Source organism: Duganella phyllosphaerae, assembly GCF_001758785.1.
Lineage (GTDB): Bacteria > Pseudomonadota > Gammaproteobacteria > Burkholderiales > Burkholderiaceae_D > Rugamonas > Rugamonas phyllosphaerae.
In genome coordinates this window covers 21,743-44,322 of the sequence record NZ_LROM01000086.1, presented here as the reverse complement: position 1 = coordinate 44,322, position 22,580 = coordinate 21,743, and the positions used below count along the sequence as shown (strand labels likewise).

Sequence of the window (22,580 nt, the reverse complement as noted above, 5' to 3'; positions counted from 1 at the left end):
ATACCGCAAACGATGACGAATTGCGCACAATCGGCCGGACCTGGGCCTGGCTAGTTCTTGTACTCGTCCGACGTCAAACCATACTTCTGCATCTTGTAATACAAGGTCTGCTTGGGCACGCCCAGCGCCAAGCTCACCTCGGTCACGCTGCCGCCGGCCTTGCGCAGTTCCTGCTCGATCACCGCGCGCTCGAAGCCGCCCACCTGGTCGGCCAGCGGCACCGGCGCCAGGTTTTTTACCGACAGCAGGCCGTCCGCGCCGCTCGACAGGCCCAGCGCGTAGCGCTCGGCGATGTTGCGCAGTTCGCGTACGTTGCCGGGCCAGTCCTGCGCCATCAGCGACTGCATCAGCGGCCCGGGTACCGGCGGCACCACGCGCTTGTAGCGCGCTGCGGCGCCCAATAGAAAATGCTCGAACAGCAGCGGGATGTCCTCGCGCCGTTCGCGCAGTGGCGGCAGGTTGAGGACGATCAGGTTCAGGCGGTAGTACAAATCGCTGCGGAATTTCTGCTGGTCCGACCACTCCTTCAGATCGACCTTCGATGCGGCGATCACGCGCAAGTCAACCGGCACCGGCGTGTTCGATCCCAGGCGCTCGACGTAGCGCTCCTGCAGCACCCGCAGCAGCTTTACCTGCAAGGGCATGGCCAGGCTCTCGATCTCGTCGAGGAACAGCGAGCCGCCGTCGGCGTGTTCGATCTTGCCGATCTGGCGCTTGCCCGCGCCGGTAAATGAGCCCTGTTCGTGGCCGAACACTTCGCTCTCGAAGATATTTTCCGGGATGGCGCCGCAGTTGAGGGCGACGAAGTGCTTGTTCTGGCGTCGGCTGTACTGGTGCAGGCAGCGCGCCACCATCTCCTTGCCGGTGCCGGTCTCGCCGTAGATCAGCACATCGGCCGGTTCGTCGGCCAGGTCCAGGATCAGGCGCCGCAGGTCTCGCATGGCCGGAGAATCGCCCAGCAGGGTCGCTTCAATGCCCTCGCCGTGCTCGATGCGGTGGCGCAGCGCCGCCACTTCCAGGGTCAGGCGCCGGGTTTCCAGCGCCCGCTGCACCACCTCCACCAGCTGCTCGGACGAATACGGCTTGGCGATGAAGTCGTAGGCGCCGTCGCGCATGGCGTTGACCGCCATGTTGATGTCGCCATGGCCGGTGACCAGGATCACCGGCAGCTGGGCGTCGATGGCATGCACCGCCGCCATCAGTTCGAGCCCGCTCATGCCGGGCAGGCGCACGTCGGTGACCACCACGCCGGCGAAGCCCGGGGTGATGTGCGCCAGCGCGCCCTCGGCCGCGTGAAAGTCAGCCACCTGCAAGTCGGCCAGGTCCAGCGCCTGGGCGCTGCCGGCGCGCACGCTGGCGTCATCTTCAACCAGTAAAATTTTCATGTTTGTTTGTCTCCCGCTCCGCCAAAGGCAGCTCAATGATAAACCGGGCGCCCCCGGCCGGCGTGGTTTCCACCCGCAACAGGCCGCCGAATTCGCGCACGATCTGCTCGGAGATCGCCAGCCCCAGTCCCAGGCCATGCCCTTGCGGTTTTGTCGTAAAAAATGGTTCGAACAAGTGGGCGCGGATTTCCGCCGGCACCCCCGGTCCGCTGTCGGCCACGCCGATCATCACGCGGTCGTCGGTGCGCTCAACGGTAACGCTCAGCTGGCGCACTTCACTGGCCTGCATGGCATCGAGCGCGTTGGTAAACAGGTTGACCAGCACCTGCTCGAGGCGGTTGCTGTCGCACAGCGCGTGGACGTCGTGGTCCAGCATCGACATCCGAAAATTGACGCGCTCCTGTTCCACCCGCCGCTCGACCAGGAACAGCGCGCCGGTAATGGCGGCGGCCACCGGCACAGCCTGAGCGGGGAGCGTGGCGTCGGTCTTGCGCGCGAACTGGCGCAACTGGCCGGTGATGAGTCCCATGCGCGCCACCAGCTGCGAGATGGTGGCCAGGTTGGCGCTGGCCTCGGGCAGGCGGCCGCGCTCGATCAGCACGCGCGCATTGTCGGCCATGGTGCGCAGCGCGGTGAGCGGCTGATTCAGTTCATGCGTCATCCCTGCCGACATCTGGCCCAGCACCGCCATCTTGGCCGCCTGCACCAGTTCCGACTGCGCCTGGCGCAGCTGCTGTTCGGCTTTGCGCCGCACCAGGTTTTCGGCGGAGAGATTCTCGGTCATCTGCTGCAGGCTGGCGGTGCGCTCGGCCACCATGGTTTCCAGGTGGTCGTAGGCGCGCTGCAAATCCTCGCGCGCCCGCAGCCGCTGGCGGCCCAGGCGGCGCTGGCGCGCATACAGCACCAGCATGGCCAGCAAAGCCTGCGACAGGCAGGCAAAAATAAAGGCGCTGCGCGCGCTGGCGTCGGCCGGCCCCAGGTCGGAGAAATACACGAACTGCCAGTCGCGCGCGCGCAGCGCCAGCGCTTGCCGGAGCATCCGGCCGCTGCCGGGGGCGCCGTCCACGGCCACCACGCTGGCCCGGGCGTCGAGCGTGCGCACCTCGCGGTAGCCGATCGGTTTCAGCGAATGCGAGTGGAACTGGCGCGAACGCTCCAGCTCTTGCCGCACTGCGGGTGCCAGCGGCGCCAGCGTACCGTACTTCCATTCCGGTACGGAGCTGAGGATGGCAACGCCGTTGGCGTCGGCCAGCAGCACGCGGTCGCGGCCCTGTACCCAGGAGGCTTCCAGCCTTTCGATATTGACCTTGAGCGCAGCCACGCCCAGCATCTTGCCGTCGCGGTAGATGCCGTGGGCGAAAAAGTAACCGGGTTCGCGGCTGGTGGTGCCCACGCCGTAAAAGCCGCCCGGCTTGCCGATCATTGCATCGCGTACATACGGCCGGAAGGCGACGTTGTCGCCGACAAAACTGTCGGGCAGGCGCCAGTTGCTGGCGGCCTGGGTCATGCCCTGCAAGTTGACGATATAGATGGTGGTGGCGCGCGAGAGCCGGTTCATGCTCTCGAGGTAGGTGTTGACCTCGCGCCGCAGGCCGTCGTCGTGCTGATTGGCGAGCAGCGCGATCACGTCCTTGTTCAGCTCCAGGGTGCCGGGCAGGAAGTCGTACTTGGACAGCAGGTTTTCCAGGCCCAGCGCATAGCTTTGCAGACGCTGGGCGCCGGCTTCGCGCAGGCGTTCGATGGCCGCGTTCTCGGCCCAGCGGCCAGCGGCAACGGCCAGCGCCAGGCCGGCCGCCAGCAGCAGCGCGAAAGTCAGCCACCGCGTCCAGGACGTTTTCTGCGCTGCCGGCATGGAACCCTTTGTCAGTTCAGTTAAACCAGTTGAAGACCGCTATTAAAACACATGGCGCACCCCGAGATTGAAGCCGCCGGTGCCGGTACCGTTATCGGTCGCATTCCCCACGTGGAAAGCCGCGCCATTGCGGTTGCTGATGTGCGCATACGCGGTGTACAGGTCGGTGCGGCGCGACAGGTTGTACGTGTAGCCGATGGCCAACTGGCGCGCGTGCTGCTCGAGCGTGGACTGGTCGCGGTGGAAGATGGCTGACGCCATCCACTTGCCCTGCCCCACGGCCAGCGTCGCGCCGATCAAGGCGTCGTTGCTGGCGCGCGCCAGCAGGTCCTGGTTGTGCGACAGCGACGCGTGGGTGGTGACATCGCCCACGCGGTAGCGCGCGGCCAGCATGGTGGAGCGGCTGCGCGCGGTCGCCAGCGGATTGTCACGTTGATGATGGGTGAGCACCACGTTCAACGGCAGGGATTCCGGCGCGGCGTAGCTGATCGATGCGCCGATGGTGCGGCTCTTGGCCGTATCGCCCGGCACTTCGCCAAAGCCGTACAGCACATCGGCCGAAAAGCCGTTCACGCGCGGCGTCTGGTATTCCACCGAGTTGTCCACGCGCCCGGTGGTGGCAATCATGTTCATGGCATTGCCGGCAAGACCCACCACGAACGGATCGGCGATATCGCGCAGGGCCTTGTAATACGGCGAGTATTGGCGGCCGGCGCTGATCGCGCCGAGCGTGGTGCTCGACAGCGCCACGTAGGCCTGGCGGCCAAACAGCAGGCCGCCCTGGCCGGCGGCGCCGGTGTCGATGTTGTTGCCATTTTCGAGCACGAACGACGCGCTCAAGCCGCCGCCCAGGTCTTCCTTGCCCTTGAAGCCGATGCGCGAAGCCGAGGCCACGCCGCTGCTCAGCGCCTGCACGTTGCCGCCAGCGCCGCCGCGCTCCAGCACCAGGCCGGCGTCGGCCACGCCATAGATGGTGACCGAGGATTGGGCGGCAGCCGATGCTGCGGCAGCCGGTGCTGCGGCAACCGGTGCTGCGGCCAGCGCCAGCAGGATGGCGATAGGTGTTTTCATGTTGTCTCCAGTGTTGTTATGTTTTATGCGGCGTGCTTGATCGCTTCGACCTGCTCCGGGCGCTCTTCATCGAGCGCGCCTTCCCACTTGGCGACTACCGCGGTGGCCACGGCATTGCCGACAGCATTGGTGGCCGAGCGGCCCATGTCGAGGAACTGGTCGATCCCCATCAACAGCAGCAGGCCCGCTTCCGGGATATTGAACTGGTTGAGCGTGGCGGCGATCACCACCAGCGACGCGCGCGGCACGCCGGCGATGCCTTTCGAGGTGATCATCAACACCAGCAGCATGGTGATCTGGGTGCCGAGCGACATGTCGATGCCATAGGCCTGGGTGATGAACAGCACGGCGAAGGTGCAGTACATCATCGAGCCGTCGAGGTTGAACGAATACCCCATCGGCATGACGAAGCTGTAGATCTTGCGGTGCACGCCGAACTGCTCGAGCGCGGTCAGCATCTTCGGGTAGGCAGCTTCGGAACTGGCCGTGGAAAACGCCAGCAGGAACGGTTCGCGGATCAGCACCAGCAGGCGGAAAATGCGCTTGCCGATGAAGGCGTAGCCGCCCAGGACCAGCAGCATCCACAGGCAGAACAGGCCCAGGTAGAAGCCGCCCATGAACTTGGCGAAGGTGAGCAGGATGCCGAGGCCATTGGTGGTGACCACGGACGCCATCGCTGCGAACACCGCCAGCGGCGCCAGGTTCATGATGGTGCCGGTAATGCGCAGCATGACTTGCGCCAGCTGGTCGATCGCGGACGTGAGCTTGCCAGCCGACTCGCCCAACGCGCTCAAGGCGCTGCCGAAGAACAGCGAGAACACCAGCACCTGCAGGATCTCGTTGTTGGCCATTGCCTCTATGGGCGACTTGGGTACCAGGTGGCTGACGAAATCCTTGAGCGTAAACGCGGCGGTTTTCAGGCCGGTGGTGGCATCGACCGGCGGCAGCGGCAGGCCGAGATGGGTACCGAGTTGCAGGAAGTTCGACAGCACCATGCCCAGCGTGAGCGACAGCAGCGACGCCACCACGAACCAGCCCATGGCCTTGACGCCGATGCGGCTGGCAGCCTTGCCGTCGCCCAGGTGGGCGATGCCGACCGTCAGCGTGGAAAACACCAGCAGCGCGATCACCATCTTGATCAGCCGGAGGAACACATCGGTGACGATCGAGATGTGGGACGCGATCTGCGCGCTCAGTTGTTTATCGGTGATCGCTTCGTGGCAACCGTAACCGACCGCGATCCCGAGCACCATCGCGACCAGGATGTACAGGGTTAATGGGCGTTTCTTCTTCATGTGTTCCTCCAAGTTTTTGTCCCCGGGTCGTCGCCCGGGGTATGGAGGAATAGCAATCGTTATGCCAGCTATTATGAAACCATATGAAGGCTGCAAGCCATTGAATTCAAAAGACATTCCATGGAGAAACTTGGATCTGGACACCAATCATGCGCGGAATTCTGTACTGACCCAAGACGCTGCGTATGAAAAGTTGGACTTGAGATCTGTACCGAGATTGCAGCTGGTTTGCCGTGTAGATAAATAAGTGATCAACAATCAAGCTTCGTCCCACATACCATCGATCCCCCGAAACCTTCCCGCTTCTCGGTATAATCGGCGCCCCACCACCACCGGGTCCACCCCAACCACCATGAGAACAGTGCTGCACCCCGCGCGCGCGGTGGCCCTTGGCTTCCTGGCCGCGATCGTTGTTGGCACGCTGCTGCTGATGCTGCCGGCTGCGCGCACGGGACCCGATGGCGCGCCGGTGCTGGTGGCGTTCTTCACGGCCGTCTCGGCGGTGTGCGTGAACGGGCTGGCCGTGGTCGATACCGGCACCTACTGGTCGGGTTTCGGCCAGGGCATGATCATGTTCATGTTTCAGTGCGGTGGCTTCGGCATGATGACGGCGGCCACCCTGCTTGGCTTGCTGGTCAACGGGTCGCCGCGACTGCGCACCAAGCTGATGACGCACATGGAAACCCGCACCCTGGGCCTGGGCGACGTCGCTGCCGTGGCGCGGCTGGTGCTGGTGGTGACGTTTGCCGCCGAGTTGATCATCGCTGCCGTGCTCACACTGCGGCTGCGCTACGGCTACGACCTGCCATGGGGCGAGGCTGCGTGGAGCGGCAGCTTCCATGCAGTGGCGGCGTTTACCAATGCCGGCTTCTCGATCCACCCCGACAGCATGATGCGCTACGCCGGCGACGTCCTGGTGCTGCTGCCGATGATGCTGGCCATCGTGGTCGGCGGCGTGGGTTTTCCGGTACTGCATGACCTGCGCAACCGCTGGCACGATCCGCGCCACTGGTCGCTGCACACCAAGCTCACGCTGGCCGGCACCGCGCTGCTGCTGGTCGGCGGCACGGTGGCGCTCCTGCTGGCAGAATGGCATAACACCCGCACCCTGGGCGGACTGCCGCTGCCGGACAAGCTGCTGGGCGCCTCGTTCATGTCGGTGGCCGCGCGCACGGCCGGTTTCAATGCGGTCGATATCGGCGCCCTCACCCAGGAATCGCTGGCGCTGCACTATTTTTTGATGTTCATCGGCGGCGGCAGCGCCAGTACGGCCGGCGGCGTCAAGGTCGCCACGGTGGCGATCCTGGTGCTGCTGGTGCTCGCCGAGGTGCGCGGCCACGCGGACACCGAAGCCTTTGGCCGGCGCATCGGCGCCAGCGCCCAGCGCCAGGCGATTACCGTGGTGGTACTGGGCAGCGCAGTGGTAGTGGCGGGTACCATGGTGCTGCTGGCGGTCACCGATTTCCCGACCGATCACATCATTTTCGAGGTAACCTCGGCCTTCGGCGGCGCGGGCCTGAGCACCGGCATCACGGCGCAATTACCGCCGTCGGGCCAGCTGCTGCTCACGCTGCTGATGTACCTGGGACGGGTGGGCACGATCACGCTGGCCGCGTCGCTGGTGCTGGGCGGGCGCCGCATGCCTTATCGTTACGCAGAGGAGCATCCAATTGTTGGGTAAGATCTTTTCAGAGCAGTTCTCGTTTTCCAGCGGCGACAGCGTGGTCGTCATCGGCCTGGGGCGCTTTGGCGGTTCGGTGGCCGAAACGCTGATGCGCATGGGTCACGACGTGATGGGCATCGACCGCGACGCCGACCTGGTGCAGCTGTGGGCCGACAAGCTCACCCACGCGGTGCAGGCCGACACCACCAACGCCAGCGTGCTGCGCCAGCTGGGCGTGGCCGAGTTCTCGCACGCCATCGTCGGCATCGGCGCCGACCTGGCCAGCAGCCTGATGTCGCTGATGGTGCTCACCGAACTCGGTATCAAGGACATCTGGGTCAAGGCGCTCACGCCCGAACACGGCCAGATCGCCCAGCGCATCGGCGCCCACCACGTGGTCTATCCGGAAGTGGACATGGGCGAGCGGGTGGCGCACCTGATCAGCGGGCGGATGATGGACTTCATCGAGTTCGACGACGGTTTTGCCATCGCCAAGCTGCGCGCGCCCGTCCTCACCCACAACAAGACGCTGGCCGACGCCCAAGTGCGTTCACGCTTCGGCGTGACCATCGTCGGCGTCAAGCGCGCCGGCGAAGATTTTCAGCATGCGCTGCCGGAAACGCTGGTGCGCCCTGGCGATATCCTGGTGGTGTCCGGGGCCACCCACAAGATCGAGGAATTCGCCAGCAGCCGGCAACGATAAGCTTACTTGACGCCCGCCTGGTCCAGGAACTCGAGCATCGCCGCACCAATCTCGGCGCCATGCGTCTCGTTGGCGAAGTGGCCGGTATCGAGGAAGCGCACTTGCGCGTTCCGGTTGTCGCGCTTGAACGCTTCGGCGCCGGCCGGCAGGAAGAACGGATCGTTCTTGCCCCAGATGGCCAGCAGCGGCGGTTGCTGGCGGCGGAAGTATTCGTGCAGTTGCGCGTATTGCTTGATATTCTGGCCGTAATCGACCAGCAAATCCATTTGCACTTCCACGCCCACGCGCTCGATCGCCGCATGCGCCAGTTGCCAGGTTTCGGGCGCGATCAGCGTGGTGTCGCGCACGCCTTCCGTGTACTGCCATTTTGTCGTCTCCAACGAGTTGAAGCGGCGCAGCGCTTCGCGGTTGGCGGGGGTTGGTGCAGCCCAGGCGCGGCGCATGTCGGCCCAGCCGTCGCTCAGGCCTTCTTCGTAGCCGTTACCGTTCTGGCTGACGATGGCGGTGATCTTGTGCGGATTCTTCACCGCCAGGCGCCAGCCCACCGGTGCGCCGTAATCGAACACGTACATGGCGTAGCGGTCGATGCCCTTGGCCACCGTGAAGGCGTCGATCACCTTGGTCAGGTTGTCAAAAGTGTAGTCGAACTTGACGCCGGGCTGCACGACGGTCTGGCCGAAACCCGGCAGGTCCGGCGCGATCACGTGGTACTTGCCGGCCAGTTGCGGAATCAGGTTGCGGAACATGTACGACGACGCGCCGAAGCCATGCAGCAGCAGCACCGTCGGTGCATTGGCAGGACCGGCTTCGCGGTAAAACACGTTCACGCCCTGGACCTCCAGCGACTGGTGGTGGACGACAGGCGGCGCGGTGAGCGCGAGGACGGGGGCGGACAAGGTGGAGGCCAGGATGGCGGCGGCAGCGATGGTGGATGTGGTCATGGTATTCCTCTGGGTTGGATAGTTTAATAACCTGTATAATTCAATTAATCCGGTTACATGCAGCGCAGTATGGCGCCAACTAAGTAACCTGTCAATTACATTTTTAGAGGTTATCATGATACTGACCGCCATCAAGGAAGAAGCGCCGCAAGTGGGCGACCACCTGGCAATGGATTTGCTCAACACGGAAGCACGCAACGACGGCGCGGCCGTGGACTACTGGCATAGCGGTGAAGAGGTACGCGCGTGGCTGGCGCGGCAAGGCGTGGTGGTAGCGCATGGGCAGGTGGACAGCGCAGCGCTGCATGCGCAGGCAGTGGCCTTGCGCACGCTGGCGCGCCGCTTGATCGCCGCACGCAAGGATGAGGAAGAAGGCGGCGCCGACGACGCCGATATCGCCGCACTCAACGCCTACCTGCACGCCTACCTGGGGGCGCCGCACCTGGCGCGCGGCGGCGACGGCAAGCTGGCCCTCACCCGCACCGCGCGCGGCGACGCGATTGCCTCGTTACTGGGCCCGGTGGCCGAAGCGGTGGCGCAGTTGCTGGTCGAAGGCGACTTCACGCTGGTGCGGCAGTGCGAACATCCCGACTGCATCCTGTGGTTTTACGACCGCACCAAGTCGCACAAGCGCCGCTGGTGCAGCATGGCCTTGTGCGGCAACCGCTACAAGGCGGCGCAGTTCAGAAAGAAGAACAGCCAGCAAGACAGCCATTAAGACAGCCAGTGGAGGGAAATTGGGCGCCCGCCTGCGCGCGAGTGACGGATTTTCGGCACCGGGATTCAGATCGGGTCGAACATTTCCTCGTCAATGTAGCACCAGCCCCAGGTCTCGCCGCGCTCCTTGGAGCGCATGATCGGGTGGCCGGTGGCCTCGAAGTGCTTGGTGGCGTGGCGGTTTTTCGATTGGTCGCAGCAGCCGGTGTGGCCGCAGGTCAGGCACACGCGCAAGTGAACCCAGGTGTCGCCCATCTTCGTGCATTCTTCGCAACCGCTGGTATTGGCGGCGTGAGTATGAATCTGGTTGAAGTGCTGGCAGCCGTCGCTCATGGCGTCTCTCCTTTTGTTGGTGAACACCAGTCTAGCGCAGGCTTCGGCGGTTTTCCCCTGCCCTATGGCGGGGAGACATGCGGTAACTCTCAGTAAAACACTATCGATTTCATAGAAATAATTGACTAGGACAATGACTGTCCTGGCATTAATGTTGTCTTCCTTGCCCTAAACGGAGACATCATGAACTCACCTGCCATGGCCACCCTGGCCCTCACCGCAGTGCTGGGATGCGGCGCCGCCCACGCCCAGACCGCACCGCAGCCATCGACCCAACCCGCTACCCAGGCCGCCACCCAGATGACCCGCGACAACGGCGCCCCGGTCGGCGACAACCAGAATTCGCAAACGGCCGGCCCCAACGGCCCGGTGCTGCTGCAGGATGTCCACTTGATCCAGAAACTGCAGCGCTTCGACCGCGAGCGCCAGCCCGAGCGCGTGGTCCATGCGCGCGGCACCGGCGCCCATGGCGTGTTCGTCGCCAGCAAGGACATCTCGGAATACACACGGGCGGCGGTTTTTACGCCGGGCCAGCAGACGCCGGTGTTCGTGCGCTTTTCCAGCGTCATCCACGGCAACCACTCGCCGGAAACCCTGCGCGATCCGCGCGGCTTTGCCACCAAGTTCTATACCAGCCAAGGCAACTGGGACCTGGTCGGCAATAATCTGCCAGTCTTCTTCATCCGCGACGCCATGAAGTTCCCGGACATGGTGCATTCGCTCAAACCGGCGCCCGACTCCAACATCCAGGACCCGAACCGTTTCTTCGATTTCTTCTCGCACCAGCCGGAATCGACCCACATGCTCACGCGCCTGTACACCGACCTGGGCACGCCGGCCAGCTACCGCGAGATGGATGGCAACAGCGTGCACGCCTATAAATTCGTCAACGCGAAGAACCAGGTCAGCTACGTCAAATTCCACTGGAAAAGCCTGCAGGGCGAGAAGAACCTGGACGCGAAACAAGTGGAAACCATCCAGGGCCGCGAATTCAACCACATGACGCGCGACCTGATCGGCGCGATCAAGGATGGCCGCTATCCGCAGTGGGATTTGTACGTGCAGGTACTGAAACCCGAGCAGCTGACAAAGTTCAATTTCGATGCCCTCGACGCCACCAAGATCTGGCCCGGCGTACCGGAAACCAAGGTCGGCACCATGACATTGAACCGCAACCCGGATAACGTGTTCCTGGAAACCGAGCAGTCGGCGATGGCGCCATCGAACCTGGTGCCGGGCATCGAGCCGTCGGAAGACCGCATGCTGCAAGGCCGCCTGTTCTCGTACGCCGACACCCAGCTGCATCGCATCGGCGCAAACGGCCTGCAACTGCCGATCAACCGTCCGCGCAATGTAGTGGCCAACTACAACCAGGATGGCGCCACCAACAGCGGCAGCCGCAAGGGCGACGTCAACTACCAGCCGAGCGAGCGCGCCCCGCTGGCCGACAACGCCGAATTCAAGGCCACCGAGTTGAAGCTGACCGGCACCACCCAGCAGGCCCGTACCGTCAAGACGCTGAACTTTGCCCAGGCCGGCGACTTCTACCGCTCGCTCGATAAAAGCCAGCAGACCAACCTGGTGAGCAACCTGGCCGGCGACCTGGGTCAGGTCAAGGATGACGGCATCAAGTACACCATGCTGTCGTACTTCTACAAGGCCGACGCCAACTACGGCCGCGCCATCAGCACCGCCGTGAAGGCCGATCCTGACCGCGTGGCGCAGCTGGCGTCCAAGCTGAAAGAGTAGTTACCGCGCGCAGTTACTGCTTCTCGAACGCGCCCAGGTCGGGTGCAGGTCCCTGGAACGGCAGGCCGACGTCGCCACCCTTGTCGATCAGGTCGCTGCCGGTGCGCAGGCGGTACGAGCGCAGCACCGGCAGGCTGCCGTCGGCCTGGCGCGGCGCATCCCAGCCGGTGGCGGAGACGTCGTCGAAGTCGGCGTCGGACACCGTCACCGGCAAATTCCACGAGTTGTAGCGCATATTGGCGCCGTCGATATTACGCGACTGCTGGCCCTTGTACGAGATGTTGTTGCGCAGCGTGCCCAGGTTGACGTTGGAGCCGTCGGCCGCAATACCCAGCATGTCGTAGTTGTAACCGTTCTCGAACGAGGTGTTGTTGAAGAAGTCCAGCGCCACCGGATGGTGGTTGGCGTAGAAGCCGGCCGCCTTGTTCCTGAACGCCACCGAGAAGCGCACAGTGTGCTTCACACCGTTCGACACATACGCGCCGCCATAGCCGCCGGCCTTGATGCCATTGCCGTTACCGGCTTGCAGCGGGGTGGTGGTGCCGGGCAGGTAGCCTTGCGACCAGGCCCACGAGTTTTCGATCACCACCGGGGAGAACGCGTTGATCAGGTCGAAGCCGTCGTCGGAGTTGGCCCAGGCGCGGCAGCCGCGGAACACATTGCCCGGATTGTTGGCCTTGATGTGGGCGCCGAAACCATCGGCGCTCTGGCCGGCGCCGTTGGACGTGTACGGATCGTAGTTATGGTGCGAGTCGCTGTTGAGCACCAGGTTGTAGCTGCCGTTCTGGATGAACAGGCCCGGCCCCATATTGTGGTGCAGGTCGAGCTGCTCGAAGGTGTTGCGGCTGCCATTGACCCAGATGCCCCACGATTCGTGATTGAGACGGTTGCCCGGCTGTTGCGGCGCGCCCGTCACTTCCAGTCCCTTCAGGTGCAGCCAGCTGCCGGTCACATTGAAACCCTTCACGCGGCAGTCGTCCTTCATCGCCGAAAAATCGAACACCGGCGTCTCGCCCGGGAAGGCCCAGTAGCGGATCGGCCGCCCTTCCGCGCCGCTCTTGTCGAGCGTGATGGCGTTGACGATGGCGGTGCGGCTGGCACAGCTTTCCACGCCGGCCGTGTAGGCATAGCGGCCACCGCGCAGGTACACGGTGTCGCCCGGCTGGGCCTGGGTTTGCGCACGCGCGATGGTGGCAAACGGCGCGGCCTGGGTGCCGGCATTGCTGTTGTTGCCATTCGGAGCGACATAATAAGTGGCGGAGAAGGCTGGCGCGGCGGCCAGGACAAGCAGCAGGGGTGCGAAATTTTTCATGGTCTCTTAATGTAGTTTTATGGTCCGTTGATTATAGTCACCCCTTCGATGATGGCACGCGCCGCCTGAAAAAATCATCGGCATGATTTATCGGCGCCAGCCGGGCATAGCGCTCGAGCAGCTGCGGCATGATGTGGTTCCAGTCGTAGATGTCGCAGGCCTGGCGCCGTGCGTTGCCGGCCAGGGACGCCAGGCAGCGGCCAGGTCCGGACTCGAACAGCGCCGCGATGCCCTCGGCCAGGGCGGCCGCGCTGTCGGGCGCCACCACCAGCCCGGTGTGATGGTCGATCAGTTCGGCCACGCCGCCGCCCGTGCCCAGCACCGGCACGCCGCAGGCCATCGCCTCGAGCGCCACGAGGCCGAAGGTTTCGCCATCGGCCGGGTGCACGAACAGGTCGCAGCCGCCCAGCAGCGCCGCCAGCCGCTGCGGCTCGGTCACGAACGGCAGCACCGTGCTGCGCGGGATCGGTGGTGGCTCACCGCCGCCGCCAACGAGCAGCAGGTGATACGGCCGACCCAGGCGCTGCATGGCGCCATCGAGCAGGTGCAGCTTTTTTTGCGGCGTGAAGCGGCCGGCATACACGAGCAGCCGGGTCTCGGGGGCGAGGCCCAGGCGGCGCCGCAGCGCCGGATCGCGCCGGGCCGGGCAAAACACGCCGGCATCGACGCCAAGCGGCTGGTACACCGGATCGCGCACGCCCAGCTGCTTCAGGCGCGCGACCATCTGCCGGCTGGGCGCCAGCACCAGGTCGCACTGGCCGTACACGCGGGCCAGGTAGCGCCGTGCCAGCGCTGCCCCGGCCGCGCCGAAACGCTGCGCCACCAGCGCGTGCAGGTCGGAGTGGTAAAAGCCCACCACCGGCATGCCGAAGCGGCGTCGCGCAGCCAGCGCCGACAGCGCAAACGGCCCGGCGTCGCCGACCTCGATCACATCGGGACGACAGCGCTCGCACACCTGCAGCGGCGACCGCAGCGAGCGCGGCACCCGGTAGCCGTTGATGCCCGGCAGCGCCCGTCCCGGCAGCGCGATCACCGACGCCCCTGCCTGCTCGGGCGCCATGCTGGACGTGACGATGGTATGGCGGATCGTGCTGTGCCGCGCCAGCCAGTGCGCCTTGGCATTGAGATAACTGCTGATGCCGCCGCCGTGGAGGGCGTAGTACATCGTCATGTCGAGCAGGTGCATGGTGTGGCCCGTCGCGCAAAATACCCACGGTAGCAGCGCGCCCCGCAGCGGCCTTGCGCACGCTCACCGCCGATTGCCGAACTTCTACGGCTGAGGTATAAACATGGCTTCAGTCCTCCGGCAAAACCCATCACCATGTCCAATATCAGAACCATCGACCTCAACCTGCTCAAGGTGTTCGACGCCCTGCTCGACGAAGGCAGCGTCACCCGGGCGGCGGCGCGGCTCTCGCTGACACAGCCGGCCGTGAGCGGCAGCCTGACGCGCCTGCGCGAAGGCTTCAACGATCCGCTGTTCGTGCGCACCCGGCGCGGCATCGTGCCCACCACCCATGCGCTGTCGCTGGGGGCGCAGGTCAAACGCGTGCTGTGCGAGGTGGAAGCGATGCTGCAACCGGCCAGCTTCGATCCCCTGCAGTCGGACCTGACCGTCAACATCGCTGCCACCGACTACGCCCAGCGTGCAGTGCTGGTGCCGTTCCTGGCGGTGCTGCGCGAACGCGCGCCGCGCATGCGCGTGGCCGTGCTGCCCGCCCACCCCGACGAGGTGCAGACCCAGCTCGAACGGGGCGAGCTGGCGCTGGCGCTGATGGTGCCCGAGTCCATTTCGCCCGAGCTGCTGCACAGCCACGTGCTGTTCGAGGAACACTATGTGTGCACGATGCGCGAGGGGCATCCCGAGGCCGGCGCCAAACGGCTGTCGCTGGCGAAGTTCTGCGCGCTGGACCACGCCATCATCTCGTACAGCGGCAGCCCGTTTCGCGGCGCCACCGACGAGGCGCTGGCGCGCGTGGGCCGCACGCGGCGGGTGAGCGTGTCGGTGCCGTGCTTTTTGGTGCTGCCCGAGATCCTGCGCGCCAGCGACCTGATTGCCGTCGCCCCGAGCCGGCTGGTGGCCGGCAGCGCGGGGCTGGTGGCACTGGCGCCGCCGGTCGAGATTCCCGGGTTTACCAAGATCGTCGCCTGGCACGAGCGCACCCACAACGACCCGGCCCACGCCTGGGTGCGGGCACTGCTGATCGAAACCTGCGGACGTTGAAGCGGTTGACAACTTGGCAAAGATGAACGAGAATTATTCGCATTTAGCGATTCAGTCTTTCCAAGGAAGTGTATGGCCCTCAGCATCCGTTACCGCGCCGGCGTCCTGTCGCGCACCGTGGCCGCCATCGGCGGCGGCTATGTCCTGTCGGCGCTGGTCGCTGCCGCCCTCGCCCTCGCGCTCCCCACCAGCCGCGCCGAAGCGGCCATGACCGGCACCCTGACCGCCTTCGTGGTCTACCCGGTGGCCGTGATGTGGGTATTCGCCTGCGCCAGCGCGCTGCGCGCCTGGACCGGCCTGCTGCTGGCCTGCCTGCTGCCCGGCGCAGTGGTTCTGGCCATGGGCGCGGTGACCTGGGGCGCACCATGAAGGACGGTTTGCGCCAGTCGATGGCGTGGCTGCATACCTGGACCGGCCTGCTGGCCGGCTGGATCTTGTTCCTGGTGTTCTGCACCGGCGCGGCGTCGTACTACAAGGACGAGATCACCCTGTGGATGAAGCCCGAGGTGCACCAGTCCATGACGCGCCAGGTGACGCCGGCAGCGGCCACCGCCGCTGCAGTGGCCTTCCTGGAACAGCGCGCGCCTAGGAGCGACCGCTGGTTCATCGACCTGCCGGGCGAACGCGAACCGACCTTGCGCACCATGTGGGCGCCGCCGCCGGCCGACCCGGCCAAAGCGGGAGAAGCACGTCCGCGCCGCGCCCGCCTGGCCAACGCCACGCTCGATCCGGCCACCGGCGAGGAGCTGGCGGCGGCGCGCGCCACGCGCGGCGGCGAATTTTTATACCGGATGCACTTCGACCTGCACTATATGCCGGTGATCTGGTCGCGCTGGATCGTGGGCATCTGCGCCATGTTCATGCTGGTGGCGATCCTGTCGGGCATCGTCACGCATAAGCGCATTTTCAAGGACTTCTTCACCTTCCGGCCGGCCAAGGGCCAGCGTTCGTGGCTGGACGCCCATAACGCCAGCGCCGTGCTGGCCCTGCCCTACCACCTGATGATCACGTACACCGGCATCGTCACCTTGATGTTCCTGTACATGCCGTGGGGCGTGAAGGCCGTGTACCAGGACGAGCGCGACAAGTTCTTCACCGAGTTGCGGCAAAGCGTGCCGCCCGATCCCAAGGCCTCGCGCATCCCGGCCGCGCTCACGGCGCTGCCGCCGCTGCTGGCGCAGGCGACCACTGCATGGGGTGACGGCAGCGTGGGCCGCATCATCGTCAACCATCCCAGGCAGACCAATGCCATGGTGGCCTTCTATCGTCGCGACGGCAAGGACATCGCGGTCGATCAGCCGGCCATGGTGTTCGATGGCGTGACCGGCGCGCTGATCTCGCCACCGGAGCCGAAAGCCGCGCCGGCCGCACACACCCAGGGCGTGATGATCGGCCTGCACGCGGCGCGCTTTTCCAGCCCCGCGCTGCGGGCGCTGTTTTTCATCGCCGGCCTGGCCGGTTGCGCCATGGTGGCCACCGGCCTGGTACTGTGGGCCGTGAAGGAGCGGCAGAAGTTCGCCAAGGCCCTGGCCAGGGGCGGGCGCGTGAGCTTTGGCTTGCGGCTGGTCGATGGCCTGAATTTGGGCGCCATCGCCGGCGTGCCGATTGCGATTGCCGCCTACTTCTGGTCCAACCGCCTGCTGCCAGTGGGACTGGCCGAGCGGCCGGCCATGGAAGCGGCCTGGTTCTTCGGCGCCTGGGGCGCGGCGGCCGTGCTGGCGCTGGTCCGGCCCACGCGGCGCATGTGGCAGGTGCTGCTGGGCGCGGGCGGCGTGCTGTTTGCCGGATTGCCGGTGTTGAATGCCGTAACCACCGAGTCGCACCTCGCCTACAGCCTGTCGCACGGCCTGCTGCAGGTCGCCGGCTTCGACCTGGTGGTGCTGGCGCTCGGGATCGGCTTGTTGTTTGCAGCGAAACGGATGGGGAGTCCACGCGTGAAAAAAGAAGTCAAGGAACCGGAAGTGAAGCAGTCGAAACCAGTGCTGGCACGAGGCGCGGCATGAGCGCGCTGGCCAACGGCTTGCTGATCTACGCGGCGCTGGCGGCGGCGCTGGCCGGCTTTGCGGGCCTGAGCCTGGCCATGGACCGGCACTGGGAGGCGTTGCACGGGCGCGGCGCGTCGCCCGGCCCCAAGGCGCGCTGGTTGCAGGCTTGCGGCACGGCCGGGCTGCTGCTGTCGCTGGCGGCGTCGCTGGCGCTCAAGGGCGCCACGCAGGGGTGGGTGCTGTGGCTGGGGGCGCTGACTGCGGGCGCGGTGGTGGTGGTGCTCACCTTGACCTACCAGGCGCGGCGCGTGATTCCGCTGGCGCAGGTGGCGGGACTGTCGGCGTTGGCGGCGGCGGCCGTTGCCATGGCTGTGTAACTACTTTGTGTACCTGTCGCGGATCTTGCGCAGCGTGCCATCCCTGCGCATGGTGCTCAGAGTCTCGTCGAAGGTGGTCACCACTTCCGGCGCCACCGTGTGGCGGTTGAAGATCAGGTAGCTCTGGGTGGTCTCGATAGGCGGTCCGATGACCTTCGCCTTGTCGAGCGCGTCCAGGCGCTTGAGTACCGCCTCCCCCATCACGCGGCTGCTCACCAGCGCGTCCATGCGCCCGGCCAGCAGCTTGCGGAAGTTGGCCTCGTAGGTCTGCGCCACCTCCAGCTGATTGAACACGCCGCGGCCGGCGGCAGCGTCGAAAATGGCCCCGTAAGAGACCTTGTTGACGACGCCCAGGCGCACGTCGGCCAGCTCGCTCACGTTGCCGTGGAACGCCATGCGCGAATTGACGCGGGCGAAAATCACGAAATCCTGGGTCAGCAAGGGCTCGCGCGGGAACAGGTATTTGCGCTCGCGCTCTTCGGTCTTCTTGATGGTGAAAAAGCCATCGGCGCGCGGCGTGTCGATCAAGGACAGGCTGCGCGCCAGCGGGTAGAACTGCAATTCGACCGGCTGGCGCATACGCGCAAAAATGGTGCTCACCAGGTCCACCATCATGCCGGTGGCCGGTTGGCCCGGCTGCACTTCCACGTAAGGCGGGTAATCGAAACTCACCAGCACCAGCGGCCGTTGCTGCGCCAGCGCATGCGGCAATGCCGCCGCGCCAAACGCGAAACCGAGCAGCGCATGTGCGAACAGGCGTTTCATCGGCCGGCCAGGTTGGACATCAAGCGCACGATTTCGTCGAAGCTCACCGGCTTGGTCAGGTGGTGGTCGAACCCGGCCTTCCCCGACTTGAGGCGATCGGCGTCCGTGCCCCAGCCGGTCAGCGCCACCAGCACCACGCCGTCGAGCGCCTTTTGCGAGCGCAGTGCGCGCGCCACGTCGTAGCCGTTCATGCCCGGCAGCCCGATGTCGAGGAAGACCACGTGCGGCAGGAAGGTCTGGGCGCGGCCGATGGCGTCGATGCCGTCGTGCACCGTCTGCACCTGGTGCCCCTTGATCTCGAACAGCGCCGACAGCGTCTCGGCGGCATCGACATTGTCATCGACAACCAGTACGCGCATGCTGGTGGCAGATGCCGCATCCACCCTTTGCAGCGCGTGCGCCGCCACCGGCGCGGCCGGCGGGGTTTGCGCCGCCAGCACCGCCTGCATGGCCGGCAGCATCACCGGCACGTGCAGGGTAAACGTGCTGCCCCGGCCGGCGCCGGCGCTGTGCGCACTGACTTTACCGCCATGCAGTTCGGTCAGGCGGCGCACCAGGTTCAGGCCGATGCCCAAGCCACCTTGCGCCTGCCCCTCGCTGCCCGGCACCTGGGTGAACATGTCGAACACGCTGCCCAGCGCCTCGGCCGGGATGCCCACGCCGTTGTCGCTCACGCTCACCGTCAGTTCGCCATCGGCGACGGCTGCGCGCAGTTCGATGGCGCCATGTTCGGGCGTGTACTTGGCGGCGTTGTTGAGCAGGTTGCCGATCACCTGGGCGATACGCTGGGCGTCGAGCCACAGCGGTGGCGCGTGATCGGACACCGAGATCTTCAGGCGGTGGTGGCGGGCGTCGATCAGCGGCGTACTCAGTTCCACCGCGTTGCGCACGATTTTGTTCAAGTCGGCCGGGCCGAACACCAGGACTTCCTTGCCGCGCGCAATGCGGGCCAGGTCGAGCAGGTCGTCCACCAGGTGCACCAGGTGGCCCAACTGGCGCTCCATCATGGCGCGGATACGTTCGATTTCGTCGCGCGCCAGTTCCTCGGCGCGCATCATTTCAAGGCCGCTGCGTATCGGCGCCAACGGGTTGCGCAGCTCGTGCGCCAGCGTGACGAGGAATTCGCGCTGGGCCTGGTTAGCCTGCGACAATTCGCCCGCCTTGCTGCGCAGTTCCGATTCGCCGCTCTTCTGGTCGGTGATGTCGAGCGTGACGCCGTCGAAATGAATCATGCCGCCCTGCTCGTTGTGCTGCGACCAGGCGATCATGCGGATCCAGCGCGGCGCGGTTTGTCCCGGCGCCGGGGCCACGCGGAACTCCGCCTCGTAGCCCTCGCCCTCCACCATCGCACGCTGGAATTCGTCTTCCAGGCGCGCACGGTCGTCGGGATGCACGCGCTGGTAGAACTGCGACACCGGCACCAGACCGTCGGCCGGCAGCGCGAACTGGGTGCGCAGCTGGGCATTGGCCTGCATGGTCGATAGCGGTGAATCGGCGTACCACACGCCGATGCCACTGGCGCGGGTGACGTTGGCAAAGCGGTCCTGCAACAAGCGCCGCTCGTGGACGTCGATCACGGTGCCTATATAGCCGAGCAGCGCGCCGCCGTTGCCAAAGCGCGGCGCGCCGGCGTCGATCACCCAGCGGTAGGCGCCCACGCGGTCGCGCAGGCGGTAGTCGATCGAGAACGGCCGGTTGCGGTCGCAGGCGGCCGTGTAGGCTTCGCCCACCGCTACCGCGTCGTCCGGGTGGATCAGTTCCATCCAGCCGCGCCCCAGGTCCTGCTCGGGCGAGCGGCCGGTGTAATCGAACCAGCGCTGGCTCAGGAACGTGCATTGATGGTTTTCGTCTGTGGTCCAGAACATGGCCGGCGAAGCGTTGACCAGCGAGCGGAAATATTCTTCGCGTTCGCGCAGCTCCAGCGTGGCCTGCTGGCGTTCGCGGGCCTGCTCGATGTGGTTGCGCACGCGGGCCAGCAGCTCGTTGGCGAAAAACGGCTTGACCAGGTAATCGTCGGCGCCCGCCTGCAGTCCTTCGATGCGGGCCTCCTCGCCGGCGCGGGCCGACAGCAGGATTACCGGCACGTGGCGAATCGCGTCCTCGGCGCGGATGGTCTTGAGCAGCGCAAAACCGTCCAGCCGCGGCATCATCACGTCGCTCAGCAGCAGGTCGGGCGGGTTGCGGCGCACGGCTTCCAGCGCGTCCTGGCCGTCGGCGCAGGTCTCCACCACGTACTCGCGCTCAAGCAGCGAGCGCACGTAGCCGCGCATATCCTGGTTGTCGTCGGCGATCAGGATGCGGGCGCGCTGCGCTGGCGCCACCGCTACCGCCGTCGCTGCCGTCGCAGTGGCCACCGTGGTAGTGATGGCACTCGGCTGCGGGGTAACGCTGTCGGGCAGCCAGCGCAGCGCCTCCTCGACAAACGCCGATCCCATGCGGTCGCCCGACGAGCCGTCGGCCCGTGCTACCACGTACTGCGGCGGCAGGTGGCTGGAGCCGAACGGAATATCCACGGTAAAGGTGGCGCCCTGGCCCAGGGTGCTGTCGGCGGCGATGGTGCCGCCGTGCAGGCGCACCAGCTCCTGGATCAGCGCCAGGCCGATGCCGGTGCCTTCGTAACTGCGGCCCTGCACGCCCTCCACCCGGTGGAAGCGCTCGAACACGCGCGGCAATTCGGCGGCCGGGATGCCCGCGCCGGTGTCGCACACGGACAGCCGCGCGCCAGTGGCGGTTTGTTCGAGGCGCACGGTCACGCCGCCATGCAGAGTGAACTTGAAGGCGTTCGACAGCAGGTTGAACACCACCTTTTCCCACATGTCGAGATCGACGAATACCGGTTCGGACAGCGGCGCCGTCTCCACCCGGTAGGCCAGGCCCGCCTTGTCCATGGCCGCCTCGAACACGCTGGCCAGGTTGGCCGTCAGTTGAGCCAGGTCCACCGGGGCGAAGCGCGCCTGCACCCGGCCGGCCTCGATGCGCGAAAAATCGAGCAGCGAGTTGACCAGTTTTAACAGGCGCAGCGCGTTGCGGTTGGTCAGGTCGATGCGCTCGCGCTGGCGTGGCGACAGGGCGTCGACGCTGTCGGCCAGCGCGTCTTCCAGCGGGCCGAGGATCAGCGTGAGCGGCGTGCGGAATTCGTGCGAAACGTTGGAAAAGAACGCGGTCTTGGCCTTGTCGATTTCGGCCAGCGCGGCGGCGCGTTTCTGTTCCTGCTCGTAGGCCAGCACATTGCCGATGGCGGTATTGAAGGCGCCGCGCAGCAGCTCGTAGAAGTTAAGGTAGGCGGCGTCGAGTGCGCGGCGGGCGCTCACGCCGGCCACCAGGAAACCATAAGGGCGCTCCTGGCCGGCCACCGTCAGCGGCAGCACCATGGCGGTATGCGGCGCTTCCTCGTACGGCGCACACTCGAAGGCGCCGAAGCGCGCCGCCAGGTCTTCCACCCGGTGGCTGCCAGCGTCGGCCAGCGCGGCGGCAAAATCCCAGCCGCCGGTGCCGTGCAGCGCCGCTTCGGCCGGGGCCAGCGCGCTGTCTGCGGACAGGCCCACGCGGGCGCGCAACGCCAGCGTGCGGCCGTCATCGGCCAGTTCGTACAGCAGCAGGAACGGCACGTCCATCGCCAGCGTTTCGCTGTCGTAGACCGTGAAGCGCGCCAGCTCGTCGCCGGTGCGCGCCAGGGCGATGCGGCCGGTGAGGTCGCGCAAGTTCTGCGTGCGGCGGGCGTCGAGCACCGCCGCCGTACCTTCGCTGATCGGGTGGAAGATGCCGCCCACGTTGCCCGATTCGGCGCGGATCGGCGAGAACGAAAACGTCATGAACGCTTCTTCCATGTAGCCGTAGCGGTCGAGGAACATGCGCTGGTCGCGGATATAGACACCCTCGCCCGCATGGGCGCGGTCGAAAGCGTCACCGACGACCGGCAGCGCAGTGGCCCAGCAGATCTTGAACGGCTCGCCCATCGACTGCGGGTGTTTGGCGCCGCAGATCGGGCGGTAGGCGTCGTTGTAGATCTGCACATCGTCGGGGCCCCAGGCCACCAGCATCGGGAAGGTCGATGACAGGCACAGGCTGACGGACGTGCGCAAGCTTTGCGGCCAGCCGGAAAGCGGCCCCAAAGGCGTGGTGGACCAGTCCATGGACCGTATCAATTCGCCCATATCGCCCCCACCGGACAACCATCCCAGATCGTCGGCCATCGTTCCCCGCTGCTC

18 protein-coding genes are annotated in these 22,580 nt (G+C 65.8%); 8 read left to right on the top strand and 10 right to left on the bottom strand.

Going from position 1 to position 22,580, the window contains the following annotated elements:
* Positions 1 to 50: 50 nt before the first annotated feature.
* The 4 genes from DUPY_RS12885 to DUPY_RS12870 are packed head-to-tail and all read right to left on the bottom strand — an operon-like array spanning position 51 to position 5,603.
* Positions 51 to 1,385 (bottom strand): sigma-54-dependent transcriptional regulator, encoded by a 1,335-nt coding sequence (locus DUPY_RS12885; RefSeq protein WP_070248620.1) that lies wholly within the window; start codon positions 1,383 to 1,385, stop codon positions 51 to 53.
* A complete protein-coding gene (locus DUPY_RS12880; RefSeq protein WP_070248618.1) occupies positions 1,366 to 3,237 on the bottom strand; it encodes a sensor histidine kinase in 1,872 nt (623 codons plus the stop codon). Before DUPY_RS12880 ends, DUPY_RS12885 begins: the two co-directional genes overlap by 20 nt.
* Before the next feature lie 42 nt (positions 3,238 to 3,279).
* Positions 3,280 to 4,308, bottom strand: coding sequence for a porin (locus DUPY_RS12875; RefSeq protein ID WP_070248616.1), 1,029 nt, complete (start codon positions 4,306 to 4,308; stop codon positions 3,280 to 3,282).
* Between the two features lie 23 nt (positions 4,309 to 4,331).
* Positions 4,332 to 5,603, bottom strand: a complete 1,272-nt coding sequence (locus DUPY_RS12870) for a dicarboxylate/amino acid:cation symporter (protein ID WP_070248614.1) — start codon at positions 5,601 to 5,603, stop codon at positions 4,332 to 4,334.
* Positions 5,604 to 5,955: 352 nt separating this feature from the next.
* On the opposite strand from DUPY_RS12870, the gene DUPY_RS12865 reads away from it, so the two are divergent.
* Positions 5,956 to 7,284 carry a TrkH family potassium uptake protein gene (locus tag DUPY_RS12865; protein WP_070248612.1) on the top strand — a complete coding sequence of 443 codons (1,329 nt, stop codon included), beginning with the start codon at positions 5,956 to 5,958 and terminating at the stop codon, positions 7,282 to 7,284.
* On the top strand, positions 7,274 to 7,969 hold the full coding sequence (locus DUPY_RS12860; RefSeq protein WP_229255350.1) for a potassium channel family protein: 696 nt from the start codon (positions 7,274 to 7,276) through the stop codon (positions 7,967 to 7,969). Before DUPY_RS12865 ends, DUPY_RS12860 begins: the two co-directional genes overlap by 11 nt.
* A 2-nt stretch (positions 7,970 to 7,971) precedes the next feature.
* Here DUPY_RS12860 and DUPY_RS12855 read toward each other — a convergent pair whose 3' ends face one another.
* A complete protein-coding gene (locus tag DUPY_RS12855; protein ID WP_084640697.1) occupies positions 7,972 to 8,910 on the bottom strand; it encodes an alpha/beta fold hydrolase in 939 nt (312 codons plus the stop codon).
* A 115-nt stretch (positions 8,911 to 9,025) separates the two neighbouring features.
* Between DUPY_RS12855 and DUPY_RS12850 the strand changes: the two genes are divergently transcribed.
* Positions 9,026 to 9,628 carry a CGNR zinc finger domain-containing protein gene (locus tag DUPY_RS12850; RefSeq protein WP_070248608.1) on the top strand — a complete coding sequence of 201 codons (603 nt, stop codon included), beginning with the start codon at positions 9,026 to 9,028 and terminating at the stop codon, positions 9,626 to 9,628.
* A gap of 65 nt (positions 9,629 to 9,693) precedes the next feature.
* Here DUPY_RS12850 and DUPY_RS12845 read toward each other — a convergent pair whose 3' ends face one another.
* The gene (locus tag DUPY_RS12845) at positions 9,694 to 9,960 is read right to left on the bottom strand and encodes a UBP-type zinc finger domain-containing protein (RefSeq protein WP_070248606.1); all 267 of its coding nucleotides are present in this window, start codon (positions 9,958 to 9,960) and stop codon (positions 9,694 to 9,696) included.
* 300 nt (positions 9,961 to 10,260) lie between these two features.
* Between DUPY_RS12845 and DUPY_RS12840 the strand changes: the two genes are divergently transcribed.
* On the top strand, positions 10,261 to 11,709 hold the full coding sequence (locus tag DUPY_RS12840; RefSeq protein WP_229255352.1) for a catalase: 1,449 nt from the start codon (positions 10,261 to 10,263) through the stop codon (positions 11,707 to 11,709).
* A gap of 13 nt (positions 11,710 to 11,722) precedes the next feature.
* On the opposite strand, the gene DUPY_RS12835 is transcribed toward DUPY_RS12840, so the two are convergent.
* On the bottom strand, positions 11,723 to 13,021 hold the full coding sequence (locus tag DUPY_RS12835; RefSeq protein WP_070248602.1) for a right-handed parallel beta-helix repeat-containing protein: 1,299 nt from the start codon (positions 13,019 to 13,021) through the stop codon (positions 11,723 to 11,725).
* Between the two features lie 37 nt (positions 13,022 to 13,058).
* A complete protein-coding gene (locus DUPY_RS12830; RefSeq protein WP_070248600.1) occupies positions 13,059 to 14,207 on the bottom strand; it encodes a glycosyltransferase in 1,149 nt (382 codons plus the stop codon).
* Positions 14,208 to 14,342: 135 nt separating this feature from the next.
* Between DUPY_RS12830 and DUPY_RS12825 the strand changes: the two genes are divergently transcribed.
* The 4 genes from DUPY_RS12825 (at position 14,343) to DUPY_RS12810 (ending at position 17,607) form a co-directional block, all read left to right on the top strand.
* Entirely contained in the window at positions 14,343 to 15,245 is a 903-nt protein-coding gene (locus DUPY_RS12825) for a LysR family transcriptional regulator (RefSeq protein ID WP_070248598.1), read from the top strand.
* A gap of 72 nt (positions 15,246 to 15,317) precedes the next feature.
* Positions 15,318 to 15,614, top strand: coding sequence for a DUF3649 domain-containing protein (locus DUPY_RS12820; RefSeq protein ID WP_070248596.1), 297 nt, complete (start codon positions 15,318 to 15,320; stop codon positions 15,612 to 15,614).
* Positions 15,611 to 17,248 carry a PepSY-associated TM helix domain-containing protein gene (locus DUPY_RS12815; RefSeq protein ID WP_070248594.1) on the top strand — a complete coding sequence of 546 codons (1,638 nt, stop codon included), beginning with the start codon at positions 15,611 to 15,613 and terminating at the stop codon, positions 17,246 to 17,248. The genes DUPY_RS12820 and DUPY_RS12815 overlap by 4 nt, the downstream gene beginning before the upstream one ends.
* Positions 17,245 to 17,607: a DUF3325 domain-containing protein gene (locus DUPY_RS12810; protein WP_070248592.1), complete on the top strand. Its 363-nt coding sequence runs from the start codon at positions 17,245 to 17,247 to the stop codon at positions 17,605 to 17,607. The genes DUPY_RS12815 and DUPY_RS12810 overlap by 4 nt, the downstream gene beginning before the upstream one ends.
* Here the strand turns inward: DUPY_RS12810 and DUPY_RS12805 are convergent, their stop codons facing one another.
* Both DUPY_RS12805 and DUPY_RS12800 read right to left on the bottom strand, forming a co-directional pair.
* Complete coding sequence (locus DUPY_RS12805) at positions 17,608 to 18,372, bottom strand: substrate-binding periplasmic protein (RefSeq protein ID WP_070248590.1); 765 nt, start codon at positions 18,370 to 18,372, stop codon at positions 17,608 to 17,610. It lies immediately after the preceding gene.
* Positions 18,369 to 22,505 (bottom strand): ATP-binding protein, encoded by a 4,137-nt coding sequence (locus DUPY_RS12800; protein ID WP_229255349.1) that lies wholly within the window; start codon positions 22,503 to 22,505, stop codon positions 18,369 to 18,371. The genes DUPY_RS12805 and DUPY_RS12800 overlap by 4 nt, the downstream gene beginning before the upstream one ends.
* Positions 22,506 to 22,580: the final 75 nt, after the last annotated feature.

Coding starts and splice junctions, on each gene's coding strand:
- DUPY_RS12885 (WP_070248620.1), bottom strand. CDS start 1,385: ATGAAAATTTTACTGGTTGAAGATGACGCCAGCGTGCGCGCCGGCAGC.
- DUPY_RS12880 (WP_070248618.1), bottom strand. CDS start 3,237: ATGCCGGCAGCGCAGAAAACGTCCTGGACGCGGTGGCTGACTTTCGCG.
- DUPY_RS12875 (WP_070248616.1), bottom strand. CDS start 4,308: ATGAAAACACCTATCGCCATCCTGCTGGCGCTGGCCGCAGCACCGGTT.
- DUPY_RS12870 (WP_070248614.1), bottom strand. CDS start 5,603: ATGAAGAAGAAACGCCCATTAACCCTGTACATCCTGGTCGCGATGGTG.
- DUPY_RS12865 (WP_070248612.1), top strand. CDS start 5,956: ATGAGAACAGTGCTGCACCCCGCGCGCGCGGTGGCCCTTGGCTTCCTG.
- DUPY_RS12855 (WP_084640697.1), bottom strand. CDS start 8,910: ATGACCACATCCACCATCGCTGCCGCCGCCATCCTGGCCTCCACCTTG.
- DUPY_RS12850 (WP_070248608.1), top strand. CDS start 9,026: ATGATACTGACCGCCATCAAGGAAGAAGCGCCGCAAGTGGGCGACCAC.
- DUPY_RS12845 (WP_070248606.1), bottom strand. CDS start 9,960: ATGAGCGACGGCTGCCAGCACTTCAACCAGATTCATACTCACGCCGCC.
- DUPY_RS12840 (WP_229255352.1), top strand. CDS start 10,261: ATGACCCGCGACAACGGCGCCCCGGTCGGCGACAACCAGAATTCGCAA.
- DUPY_RS12835 (WP_070248602.1), bottom strand. CDS start 13,021: ATGAAAAATTTCGCACCCCTGCTGCTTGTCCTGGCCGCCGCGCCAGCC.
- DUPY_RS12830 (WP_070248600.1), bottom strand. CDS start 14,207: ATGCACCTGCTCGACATGACGATGTACTACGCCCTCCACGGCGGCGGC.
- DUPY_RS12825 (WP_070248598.1), top strand. CDS start 14,343: ATGTCCAATATCAGAACCATCGACCTCAACCTGCTCAAGGTGTTCGAC.
- DUPY_RS12820 (WP_070248596.1), top strand. CDS start 15,318: ATGGCCCTCAGCATCCGTTACCGCGCCGGCGTCCTGTCGCGCACCGTG.
- DUPY_RS12815 (WP_070248594.1), top strand. CDS start 15,611: ATGAAGGACGGTTTGCGCCAGTCGATGGCGTGGCTGCATACCTGGACC.
- DUPY_RS12810 (WP_070248592.1), top strand. CDS start 17,245: ATGAGCGCGCTGGCCAACGGCTTGCTGATCTACGCGGCGCTGGCGGCG.
- DUPY_RS12805 (WP_070248590.1), bottom strand. CDS start 18,372: ATGAAACGCCTGTTCGCACATGCGCTGCTCGGTTTCGCGTTTGGCGCG.
- DUPY_RS12800 (WP_229255349.1), bottom strand. CDS start 22,505: ATGGACTGGTCCACCACGCCTTTGGGGCCGCTTTCCGGCTGGCCGCAA.